The following is a 10,374-nucleotide window of genomic DNA, read 5'->3' as shown; positions in this document are numbered from 1 at the left end:
CGGGGCGGTGCCGGGGCCCGGTAGCCGAAGGGGCGCGCGAACAGCGCCAGCAGCGGGAGCAGGAGCGCGCCCGCGACCACCGCGCCGAGCGCACCGAGCAGCTCGAAGAGCCGGACCAGCGCCGCGTCGCCGCGCCAGAGCAGGAGCGCGCACGCCAGCGCGGCGAGCACGTGGGCGGCGGCCATTCCCGGTGACATGCCGTGGGACATCCCGTGCGCCATGTCGTGCGCCGGTCCTTGCGCCGGTGCGCTCACCAGGTCCTGCGCCGTGCCGTACGACCCGCCGCCGTGCAACGCGCCGTCGGGCATCATGTGTGGTCCGTCGGGCATCCCGGTCATCCCGGGCAGGCCCGCGTCCACGGCGGTCGCGCCCGAGCCCCCGTGGTGCGTCCCGGCCGCCGGCCGCAGACTGCCGGTGGCCGGCGGGACGTCCGGGTCGATGCCCGCCATCCGCGCCAGTTCGACCGGGGAGAGCCCGCCGGGGGCCCGGTCGGGGTTGCAGAGCAGGAGGGCGGCCCAGTCCGTGGTGGCGAGCCGGCCGAGGCCGCCGCCCCCTTGGGAGAACGCCGCGGCCTGTTCGAACAACTGGTGCAGCGCGGTCTGCGCCACGACCATCCAGAGGCTGATCACCCCGAGTCCGCGCCGCTTCCCGGCGAGCAGCCAGGTCAGCCCGAGGACCGCCCCGAACCCGCCGGCCAGCACCGTCGGAGAGACTCCGGATCCGGCCATGGCGACGTGCGCGGTGGCGGCCATCGCCACGCACAGCGCGGCGAAGACCACGGCGCGCAGCAGGCGGATCCGGTCGGTCATCACGATGGCACTCATCGTCGCACCCGCCCTGCCCGGCCCGTAGTGCACCCTCCGGTCATGGCCGGTTCTGTGCCGTGAGACCATGCCCGGCCGCCGGCCCCCGGAGCCCGCCGGATCACCACCCGGTTCGGTCCGCCGACCCGACGCGACGAACCGAACAACGGCTCGTAGGACCATCGGGGCGGTTTGACAGCACGTACCCCATTGCTCACTTAATGTGCACCACCCCGTACGGTGCGTATCGGGACGACGCTGTTCAGAAGCAGGGAGGTCCGGCCTTGGAGACCCCGACGGATACCTCGGCGCCCATTGCCGACAATGCCAAGTCCGCTGCCCCCACGGAGCCGACCGTCCCGCAGCAGGCGACAGGCCGGAAACAGGCGACGGCCGTGGTTGAAGTCGAAGCCGAGGAACTCGGCGAGCAGGCCGAAGCCGCCGCCCCGGCCGGAGCTGTCGAGCAGGCCGGAGCTGTCGAGCAGGCCGAAGCCGTCGAGCCGGCTGAAGCAGAGGAGTCGGCCAAGGCTGAGGAAGCTGCCGCCCCGGCCGAATCCGCCGAGTCGGCCGACGTTGCCGGACCAGCCGAAGCCGCGGAGCGGGCCGAAGCCGAAGAGCCGACCGAAGCGGCGGAGGCGGCCGGAACCGCTGAACCGGCCGAGGCCGCAGAGCAGGCCGACCCACCCGGGTCCACCGAGCCCGCCGACGAGGCCGACCCCGCCACCCCGGCTGAAGCAGCGGAGTCGGCCGAGGCCGCCACCCCGGCCGAGCCCGCGAAGCCGACCGAGCCCGCCGCCCTGCCCGCGTCCGTCGACCTCGCGGACCCCGGCTTCTGGCAGCTTCCCGCCCCCGACCGCGCCGCCGCCTTCGCCGAGCTGCGCCGCCGCCCCGGTCCGGTGTTCTTCGGCGATCGTGCCACCGGTCGCGGCTTCCACGCCCTGGTCCGTCACGCCGACGTGGTCGAGGCCAGCCGCACCCCCGCCGTCTTCCTCAGCGGCCCCGGTGTGACCACCCCCGTCCCGGCCCGCTGGGTCCGGCTGCTGTTCGGCGACTCGATGGTGAACCTGGACGACCCCCGCCACGCCCAGCTGCGCCGGATCGTCTCGCGGGCGTTCACCCCGCGGCTGCTCGACCGGGTCGAGGAGGACGTCCGGCGGATCAGCACCGAGCTGGTCGACCGGATCGAGCGGGAGCGGCCGGGGGACTTCGTGACCGCGGTCGCCGCCGAACTCCCGTTCCAGGTGATCTGCACCATGATGGGCATCCCGGAGCGGCCGCGCCGCACCATCCTCGACCTGGTCAACCGCACCTCCGAGGACATCGGTGTGGCCCGGCCGCTGCGCCGCCGGCTGCGGGTGCCGGGGCGCGGGCTGCGGGCGCTCGCCCGGATGCAGGGCATCGTCGCCGGGATCGGCCGCCAGCGCCGTCGCCGGCCGGAGGAGGACCTGATCTCCGCGCTGGTCACCGCCGACGTGGACGGCCGCCGGCTCACCGGGCGCGAGCTGGGCGCCTTCTTCAGCCTGCTGCTGGTCGCCGGGGTCGAGACCACCCGCAACGCGCTGGCCCACGGCCTGCACCTGCTGACCGTCCACCCCGAGCAGCGCGCCCTGCTGCTCGAGGACCTCGACGGACGGCTCGGCGGCGCGGTGGACGAGATGGTCCGCCACGCCACGCCGATCATCCAGTTCAACCGGACCCTCGCCGTCGACCACGAGCTGGGCGGCTCCGGCGGCCCGCTGCTGCGCGCGGGGGAGAAGGTCGCGCTGTTCTACGGCTCGGCCAACCGCGACGAGGAGGTCTTCCCCGACCCCGACGTCTTCGACATCACCCGCACGCCCAACGCCCACCTCGGCTTCGGCGGCGGCGGTCCGCACTACTGCCTCGGCGCGCACCTGGCCCGGCAGGAGATGACGACGCTGTTCCGCGAGCTGTTCACCCGCCTTCCCGAGGCGCGGTCGGTCGGCGAGCCGCAGCTCGTCCCGTCCAGCTTCGACCACCGGGTCCGCTCGCTGCGCTTCACCTTCTGAGCCTCCTGAGCGCCCCGGCCGCCCTAGGTGTCCCGGCTGCCCCGGAGGTCCAGGCTGCCCCGGACGCCCTGGACCTCCTGAGCGACCGGTCCCCTCCGGACAGCCGGGGCTCCGGCGGCTACTCGGCCGGCTCCCAGACCGCGTTGTCGTGCGCGAACAGCACCCGGTGCGGCCCGTGCTCGGCCACCCGGTCGAGCCAGGCCCGGTACCCGGGCAGCGGCGGGGCCACGCCCTCGCGCACCGCCCGCCGGGCGAGCACCGCCTGCCCGTACTCGGAGGCGAAGTCGTAGGCCTGCCCGGCCAGCAGGACCGGCCCGCCGCCCGGGCGGTCCACCAGCAGCGACTGGTGGCCCCCGGTGTGGCCGGGGGTGGGCAGCACCCGGACGCCCGGCCAGACCTCGGCCTCCCCGTCGAGTTCGCGGTACTCGGCGCCGGGGAAGTCGACCAGCGCGTCGATGGTGTACCCGCCGCGCCGGGCGGTGGCCAGCTCCTCGGCCTGGACCAGGACGGGCGTGCCGGCGAACAGCGGGTTGCCGCCGCAGTGGTCGAAGTGGAGGTGGCAGTTGACCACCAGGTCGATGTCGGCGACGGCGACCCCGGCCGCCGCGAGCGCCTCCGGCAGCGGGCGGCGGACCGGGCGGTAGTGCGCCTCGGTCTCCGGTTCGCCGCCACCGATCCCGGTGTCGAACAGCAGCAGCCCCTCCGGACGCCGGACCAGGTACGCGAGCACCGGTTCCACGCGCGGCTCCGGGCCGCCCACTTCGGTGGCCGGTCGGACGAAGTACCCCAGGTCGAGACGGCGGATCACGTGCAATTCAGCCCCCATGTCGCAGTGCGTCGCTCTGCCCCCGTACGGGCGGCCGCGCGGGCCCCCCGTTCGCACCCTACCCGCCGACCGGCAGCCCCCGGTCGGCCTTCACCTGCTTCATCGTCAGGTGCGAGTTGACCTGCGCGATGCCCGGCAGGCCGGAGAGCACGTCGGTGATGAAGCGTTCGTACGCGGCGATGTCGGCCACCGCGATCCGCAGCAGGTAGTCGGGCTCGCCGAACAGCCGGTGGGCCTCCACCACTTCCGGCAGCTCGGCCACCCGGCGCTCGAACTCGGCGACCGTCACCTGGTCCTCGTGACGCATGGTGATCGTCACGAAGGGCTGGAACCCGCGCCCGACCGCCGCGCCGTCCAGCACCGCCCGGTAGCCGCGGATCACACCGTCCTGCTCCAGTTGACGCACCCGGCGCAGGCAGGGGGACGGGGTGAGGTCCACCCGGGAGGCCAGCTCGGCATTGGTCAGGCGCCCGTCCTGCTGGAGCTCGCGGAGGATTCTGCGGTCGATTCGGTCCATGGCGCAACATTCTGCCAAAACGCCGCTCCGACCAGCACGAAGTCGCCATCGCGTGCCAGCCCGATCCGGCTACCTTCAGTGACCGAACCCGCTGCCGGGTCACTCCGGCAGATCCCCGGGGCACCCCGGCAGGCCGCTGGAACAACCTCCGGCCGACCCGCCGGAACGACCCCTGGCCGATCCGCCGGGCCCACACCGCGACGAGCACGACAGGCCACGCCCACGCCCATGGACACCCACGCCCTCCTCCTCTTCCTCGGAGTCGACCTCCTGCTGGTCTGCACCCCGGGCCCCGACTGGCTCTACATCGCCGCCCGCGGCCTCGGTCAGGGACGCCGTGCCGCGCTGATCGCGGTCGGCGGGGTCTGCGCCGGGTACGCCGTCCACACGCTGCTCTCCAGCGCCGGACTGGCCGCCGCGCTGCGCGCCGTCCCGGCCGCCCTGCCCGTGCTGCGCCTCACCGGCGCCGCCTACCTGCTGGTGCTGGCCGTCATGATGCTGCTGGCGCTGCGCAAGAGCGGGGGCGCGGCCGCCCTCGCGGCGCCCAAGCCGCAGCCCACCACGACGGTGCTGCGCCAGAGCATGCTGACCGCGCTGCTCAACCCCAAGGGGCTGCTGCTCTACCTGTCCCTGGTGCCGCAGTTCGTCGACCCGGACGCCACCCTGCCGGTCGGCGGCCAGGTGCTCGCGCTCGGCTCGCTCAACGTGCTGGCCTGCGCGGTGGTGTACGGGCTGGTCGCGTACGCCAGTGGGCGGCTCGGCGGCCGGTTCGGCGGCACCCCGCAGGCGGCCCGCCGGATGACCATGGTCTCGGCGGTGCTGTTGATGCTGGTGGCGGGCGTCACAGCGAGCGCCTGAGAACGGGAGCACAATGCCGGGCATGACCGAGCGCCCGTTGCCAGAAGGAACCACCGCGGCCACTGGAACCACCGGAACGGCGGCAGCCGCCGGAGCCGTCGACCGCCCGACCGCCCACGCCTGGGCGGCTCTCGGCGGACCGCCCGAGCTGCTGGAGCGGGTGACCTTCCACGGCCCGGAGGACGTCCTGCCCTCCGGGCTGCCGGTGCGCCGGCTCGCCCGGGCCACCGTGGCGGTCTGTTCACTGGCCGCCGCCGAGCTCGCGTCCCACCGCGCCGGAGGCTCGGCGCCCCTGGCCGCGTCCGTCCCCGCCGTCCGGGTGGACCAGGGGGCCGTCGCCACCGCCTTCGTCAGTGAGCGGTACCTGACGGTCGACGGCCGCGCGCCCGTCAACTTCGCCCCGCACTCCGGCTTCTGGCGTACCGCCGACGGCTGGGTGCGCACCCACGCCAACTACCCGCACCACCGGACCCGGCTGCTCTCCGCCCTCGGCCTCGCCGCGGACGCCGGGCCCGAGCAGCTCGCCGAGGTGCTCGGCAGGCTGCCGGCCGAGCGGATCCAGGAGCGTGCGTACGCGGCGGGAGCGCTCGCGGTGGCCGTCGTGCCGGTGAGCAGCGCCGTGCACCCCCTCGTGGAGCACCTGGAGGTCGGCGCCGCCGCCGGAACCGCGCCGGTCCGCCCGCTCGGCCAGGCCCCGGTGGACCGGCCCGCCGCCGGGATCCGGGTCCTCGACCTGAGCCGCGTGATCGCCGGACCGGTGGCCACCCGTACCCTCGCCCTGCTCGGCGCCGACGTCCTGCGGGTCGACTCGCCCCGGCTGCCCGAGGCCGACGACGCCCACGCCGACACCGGTTTCGGCAAGCGCTCCACCCGCCTCGACCTCGCCGAGCCCGCCGACCGCGCCGTCTTCGACGGCCTGCTCGCCACCGCGGACGTCGTCGTCTCCGCGTACCGCCCCGGCTCCCTCGACGCCCACGGCCTCGGCCCCGACGCGCTGTTCGCCCGTCGCCCGGACCTGATCCTCGCCCAGCTCTGCGCCTGGGGCTGGACCGGCCCCTGGGCCGGGCGGCGCGGCTTCGACAGCCTGGTCCAGGCGGGTGTCGGCATCGCCGCCCACGAGGCCGCCCCCGAGACCGGATCCGCCACCGGCGGCCGCCCCGGCGTGCTGCCCGCCCAGGCCCTCGACCACGGCACCGGCTACCTCGTCGCCGCCGCCGTGCTGCGCTCCCTCACCGACCAGCGCACCCGCCGCCCCGGCGGCCGCCACCTGCGCTTCTCCCTCGCCGGCACGGCCTCCTGGCTGCTGCACGGCATCGAACCGGAGACGCCGCGGGGAGGCCCGTCCGAGCCCTACGACCCCGCCCGCCGGCTGGCCGAGGTCGACTCCCCGTACGGGCGGCTGCGCCACGCCCTGCCGCCGATCGGGTACGAGGGGGCGCCCGCCGACTGGTCGCGCCCGCCGGGGCGTTGGGGAACGGACGAGCCGGTCTGGCTCTGACGGCCTCGGGCGGGCGCTGTCCGAGGCGTCTGGCAGCATCGCCGTCATGACCGCACACGCCACGGACTACACCTGGTTCACCCGGTGCTACCCCGTCCTGGGGGAGGCCTGCTGCCTCACCCAGGTGCAGGGGCTCGAGGCCGGTGAACTGCTGCGCCGCTTCAACGCCCTGCCGGGGACGGGCGCCGTCGGGCTGGAGGGGGTGGTGGCCCGCTGGAGCTCCTACACGAACGGGGCCGACGCCGAGGCCAGGGAGCTGTTCGACCCCGCCGAGGACCGGTTGCTCGTCGCCGTCACCGAACTCGACGGCTGGGCACTCGCGGTGGAGCCCTTCGGCTACCTCGGCATCCTGGAGAAGGAGATCCTCCGGCTCGCCGAGGGCACCCGGCTGGTCTCGCACTACCGCAACGCCCTGGGGGCCGACCACTTCCACTGGTGGGAGCACGGCATCCAGCGGCTGCACTTCGAGCCGCTCTTCCCCGACCAGCGGGACGGCGCGGACGCCGAGGCGCCCGGCATCCCCGAGCTGCTGACCGCCTGCGGCTTCGAGCTGGAGACGGAGGCGTACGACCTGTGCGGCGAGGCCGCGTTCGCGCTCGCCGAGCGGCTGACCGACGTCCGGCTCGACCCGGAACGGCTGGAGGCCGCGACCTTCCGGATCGGCTACGCGCCGCGTCCGTGAGCCGTTCCGGGCCCGTGAGCCGCTCCGCGTCCGTGAGCCGTTCCGCCCAGCGCCGAGGCCGCGCCCCGGCGGGACGCGGCCTCGGTGTTATAGGACGGCTGTTGTCAGACCCCGGACGGGATCTGCTTGGCCCGGCTGCGGACCTGGAGTGCCGTCACGATCTCGACCAGGCCCAGGATCACCAGCCAGCACCCGGACAGTACGGCCAGCGCGGTGATCGACCCGACCGGCCACACCATCAGCAGCACACCGGCCAGGGTGTTGGCCACGCCCGCGAAGGCCTGCCAGCCCCGGGCGGGCATCATCGGGTCGGAGATCGCGGCGGCGAGCTGGGTGATGCCGCGGAACAGCCAGCCGATCCCGATCCAGAGCGCGAGCAGCAGCAGCGACTGCACCGCACTGCGGAAGCAGAGCAGTCCCAGCAGCACGCAGATCGCGCCGCTGATGAAGGCCAGCACCCGCAGCGCGGTGGTGGAGTGGGTGCCGAACGCGGCGATCAGCTGCACGATGCCGATCACCAGCAGGTAGAGGCCGAACAGCACGCCCACCACCAGGAGCGTCTCCCGGGGCCAGGCGAAGACCACGATCCCGAGGGCGAGCGAGGCGAGTCCGGCGACCAGCAGGACCTGCCAGGCGGCCTTGGCGAGCAGTCCGAGCGGACCCTGGACCGGGGTGCCGTCGGGGGTGATGATCGGAGGGGCCACGGTGGCGTACTCCTCGGGGCTGACGCCGGGGCGGCCGGCTGACGGGCAGGGAACGAACCCCAGCCTCTCCGCGCCACGGTCGGACCGCGCGTCGGATACGGCCGTTCGAGGGATTCGCCGCGGTCGCCGGAACGTCACCCTCCGGACACTTGCCGTCGATACCATCCGTCGGTATGACTTCTGAAGGGTGGGGGACCCCTCCGGTCGAGCCGATCAGCCAGCACTACATCGTCTGCGGGGGCAACGCGCTGGCACACCGACTGGTCCTGGAACTCGTCGAGCACTACGAGGTGCCGGTCGTCGTCCTGGTCGCCGACCGGACCCGCGACCACGCGCCGCAGATCGAGCAACTCTCCGGCGTGGCGGCGGTCGTGGAGTACGCCAGCGTCACCGAGGAGGCGCTGCGCGCGGTGTCCATCGGCACCGCGCGCGGCCTCGCCCTGGTCGAGGGGAGCGACCAGGAGAACATCCACGCCGCGCTCAGCGCGCAGAACCACAACCCGGACATCCGCATCGTGTTCCGGATGTTCAACCAGCGGCTCGGCGAGAACATCGAACGGCTGCTCAGGAACGGTGCCGCGCTCTCCGGCTCCGCCACCGCCGCCCCGGCCTTCGCCTCCGCGGCGCTCGGGCGGCCCAACTCGGTGGAGATCGAAGGGCGTTACCTGCACATCGCGTTCGACGACGACATCACCTCCGACCGGATCTGCGTGGTCGCCGACCAGATCGACCGGCAGGACCTCGGAAGGATCCGGCTGCTGCCCGAGCAGCAGGGCGACTCGGCCGAATTCGTCCGGCTCGCCGCCGAGTTCGGCGACCAGGGGCCGATCCGCCCCGGTGGCGTACGGCCCGAACCGGCGCCAGCGGCCGAACCAACGCCGGCGGCCGACCGGGAGCCTTCGGCCGAACCGGAGCCTTCGGCCGGGCCGATGCCGGCGGCCGGTCCGGTGCCGTCGCCCGGCCCCGCCCCGGAGGGGGAGCCGGGTGGCCGGGCGGCGCTCCAGGTGCTGCGGATCGAGCCCCGGGAACCGATCGACTGGATGAGACGGCTGCGCTGGCGGCTGCTCGACACCATGCGCTTCTTCACCAGTGCCCGGATGCGCCTGGTGCTGCTCACCGCCCTCGCGGCGGTGCTGCTGGCCTTCGGCGTGCTCTGGTACCTCAACCGGAACTTCGGCTGGACCGTCTACATCGCGCTGCTCGACCTGGCCGGCGCCGCCCAGCCGGACCAGCTCTCCGACGTCGCCGCCGGGACGGGGGCGGGCACCGGCGGGTTCTGGCAGCGGGTCGCGCAGGTGGTGATCACCATCTGCGGGATCACCTTCGCGCCGGTCGCCACCGCGATCGCGGTCGAGGTGCTGGGCTCCGGGCGGCGCGGGCAGCCGCGCAACCCCGGGGCGGGCACCCGGGACCACGTGATCGTCGTCGGCCTCGGCAACGTCGGCACCCGGGTCGCGACCCAGCTGCACACCATGGGCGTGCCGGTGGTCTGCATGGAGCGGGACCCGCAGGCGCGCGGCATCGCCGCCGTACGGGCACTGGGGATCCCGGTGGTGATGGGCGACGGCCCGTTCGAACAGCAGCTGCGCCGGGCCCGGCTGAAGCACAGCAGGGCGCTGGTCGCGGTCAGCGGGGACGACGCCACCAACCTGGAGGCGGCCCTGGAGGCGCGCCACGGGAATCCCGAGGTCCGGGTGGTGGTGCGGCTGTTCGAGGACGACTTCGCGAGTCACTTCTACAAGACGCTGGACAACGCGGCCTCCCGGTCGGTGTCCTACCTGGCCGCGCCCGCCTTCGCGGCGGCGCTGATGGGGCGCGAGGTGCGCGGGACGCTGTCGGTGCTCCGGCACGTGCTGCTGATCGCCGAGCTGACGGTGGAGGACGGCAGCGGGCTGATCGGGCTGAACCGGCACGACCTGGAGGACCCGGGCGGCGTCCGGGTGATCGCGGTGCGCTTCGCCCACGGCGGACAGCTGCAGTGGAACTTCCCCGACCGCACCCGGCGGCTGGCCCCGGGCGACCAGATCGTGGTCGCCGCCACCCGCAGCGGGCTCGCCCGGCTGAACACGGTGGCGGTGGAGGAGCAGGGCTGAGCGGGGCTGTCCTCGGACGGGGTTCAGCTGACAGATTTCAGATTTCAACATCTGAAATCTGAAATCTGTCAGCTGTTATCCGTCGGCCGTCAGTTGTCAGCCGTCCTCGGCCGTCAGCGGTTCTGGAACTCCGGCGGGCGCTTCTCGGCGAAGGCCGTCATGCCCTCCTTCTGGTCCGCCGTGGCGAAGGCCGCGTGGAAGAGCCGGCGCTCGAAGCGGACGCCCTCGGCGAGCGTCGTCTCGAAGGCGCGGTTGACGCTCTCCTTCATCATGATCGCGGCCGGGGCGGACATCGCCGCGATCGTCTCGGCGGTGGCCAGCGCCTCGGACAGCAGCTGGTCGGCGGGGACGATCCGGGAGACCAGT

General features: G+C 74.1%; 10 protein-coding genes. 5 read left to right on the top strand and 5 right to left on the bottom strand.

The window, feature by feature from the left end; translation table 11 throughout:
• On the bottom strand, positions 1 to 824 hold an 824-nt coding region (locus tag AE652_RS18210; protein WP_159028476.1), incomplete at its 3' end, for a hypothetical protein.
• Between the two features lie 776 nt (positions 825 to 1,600).
• On the opposite strand from AE652_RS18210, the gene AE652_RS18205 reads away from it, so the two are divergent.
• Positions 1,601 to 2,830 carry a cytochrome P450 gene (locus tag AE652_RS18205; protein ID WP_049652752.1) on the top strand — a complete coding sequence of 410 codons (1,230 nt, stop codon included), beginning with the start codon at positions 1,601 to 1,603 and terminating at the stop codon, positions 2,828 to 2,830.
• Positions 2,831 to 2,948: 118 nt separating this feature from the next.
• Here the strand turns inward: AE652_RS18205 and AE652_RS18200 are convergent, their stop codons facing one another.
• Together AE652_RS18200 and AE652_RS18195 are read right to left on the bottom strand one after the other, a co-directional pair.
• Positions 2,949 to 3,656: an N-acyl homoserine lactonase family protein gene (locus AE652_RS18200; RefSeq protein ID WP_049652745.1), complete on the bottom strand. Its 708-nt coding sequence runs from the start codon at positions 3,654 to 3,656 to the stop codon at positions 2,949 to 2,951.
• Between the two features lie 58 nt (positions 3,657 to 3,714).
• Complete coding sequence (locus tag AE652_RS18195) at positions 3,715 to 4,173, bottom strand: Lrp/AsnC family transcriptional regulator (protein WP_049652743.1); 459 nt, start codon at positions 4,171 to 4,173, stop codon at positions 3,715 to 3,717.
• A 228-nt stretch (positions 4,174 to 4,401) separates the two neighbouring features.
• Here AE652_RS18195 and AE652_RS18190 point away from each other — a divergent pair, with 228 nt between their 5' ends.
• From AE652_RS18190 to AE652_RS18180, 3 genes are read left to right on the top strand one after another with little or no spacing between them, the layout of a single operon-like run.
• Positions 4,402 to 5,031, top strand: coding sequence for a LysE family translocator (locus AE652_RS18190; protein WP_049652741.1), 630 nt, complete (start codon positions 4,402 to 4,404; stop codon positions 5,029 to 5,031).
• Between the two features lie 22 nt (positions 5,032 to 5,053).
• The gene (locus tag AE652_RS18185) at positions 5,054 to 6,529 is read left to right on the top strand and encodes a CoA transferase (RefSeq protein ID WP_082345812.1); all 1,476 of its coding nucleotides are present in this window, start codon (positions 5,054 to 5,056) and stop codon (positions 6,527 to 6,529) included.
• Positions 6,530 to 6,575: 46 nt separating this feature from the next.
• The gene (locus tag AE652_RS18180; RefSeq protein ID WP_049652739.1) at positions 6,576 to 7,211 is read left to right on the top strand and encodes a DUF6461 domain-containing protein; all 636 of its coding nucleotides are present in this window, start codon (positions 6,576 to 6,578) and stop codon (positions 7,209 to 7,211) included.
• A 104-nt stretch (positions 7,212 to 7,315) separates the two neighbouring features.
• On the opposite strand, the gene AE652_RS18175 is transcribed toward AE652_RS18180, so the two are convergent.
• Complete coding sequence (locus AE652_RS18175) at positions 7,316 to 7,915, bottom strand: HdeD family acid-resistance protein (RefSeq protein WP_049652737.1); 600 nt, start codon at positions 7,913 to 7,915, stop codon at positions 7,316 to 7,318.
• A gap of 173 nt (positions 7,916 to 8,088) precedes the next feature.
• On the opposite strand from AE652_RS18175, the gene AE652_RS18170 reads away from it, so the two are divergent.
• A complete protein-coding gene (locus tag AE652_RS18170; RefSeq protein WP_049652735.1) occupies positions 8,089 to 10,008 on the top strand; it encodes an NAD-binding protein in 1,920 nt (639 codons plus the stop codon).
• A 113-nt stretch (positions 10,009 to 10,121) separates the two neighbouring features.
• Here the strand turns inward: AE652_RS18170 and AE652_RS18165 are convergent.
• Positions 10,122 to 10,374: enoyl-CoA hydratase-related protein (locus AE652_RS18165; RefSeq protein WP_049652733.1), on the bottom strand; the 253-nt coding region annotated here is incomplete at its 5' end.

It is taken from the genome of Kitasatospora sp. MY 5-36, from assembly GCF_001182915.1.
In the GTDB taxonomy this organism is placed as follows: Bacteria; Actinomycetota; Actinomycetes; order Streptomycetales; family Streptomycetaceae; genus Kitasatospora.
Note: the sequence above shows the minus strand (reverse complement) of the source record. Positions and strands in the feature narration are given on the sequence as shown.

What these genes read in the sequence shown, in the direction of transcription:
- AE652_RS18195 (WP_049652743.1), bottom strand. Translation starts at nt 4,173, where the DNA reads ATGGACCGAATCGACCGCAGAATCCTCCGCGAGCTCCAGCAGGACGGG.
- AE652_RS18180 (WP_049652739.1), top strand. Translation starts at nt 6,576, where the DNA reads ATGACCGCACACGCCACGGACTACACCTGGTTCACCCGGTGCTACCCC.
- AE652_RS18190 (WP_049652741.1), top strand. Translation starts at nt 4,402, where the DNA reads ATGGACACCCACGCCCTCCTCCTCTTCCTCGGAGTCGACCTCCTGCTG.
- AE652_RS18200 (WP_049652745.1), bottom strand. Translation starts at nt 3,656, where the DNA reads ATGGGGGCTGAATTGCACGTGATCCGCCGTCTCGACCTGGGGTACTTC.
- AE652_RS18185 (WP_082345812.1), top strand. Translation starts at nt 5,054, where the DNA reads ATGACCGAGCGCCCGTTGCCAGAAGGAACCACCGCGGCCACTGGAACC.
- AE652_RS18170 (WP_049652735.1), top strand. Translation starts at nt 8,089, where the DNA reads ATGACTTCTGAAGGGTGGGGGACCCCTCCGGTCGAGCCGATCAGCCAG.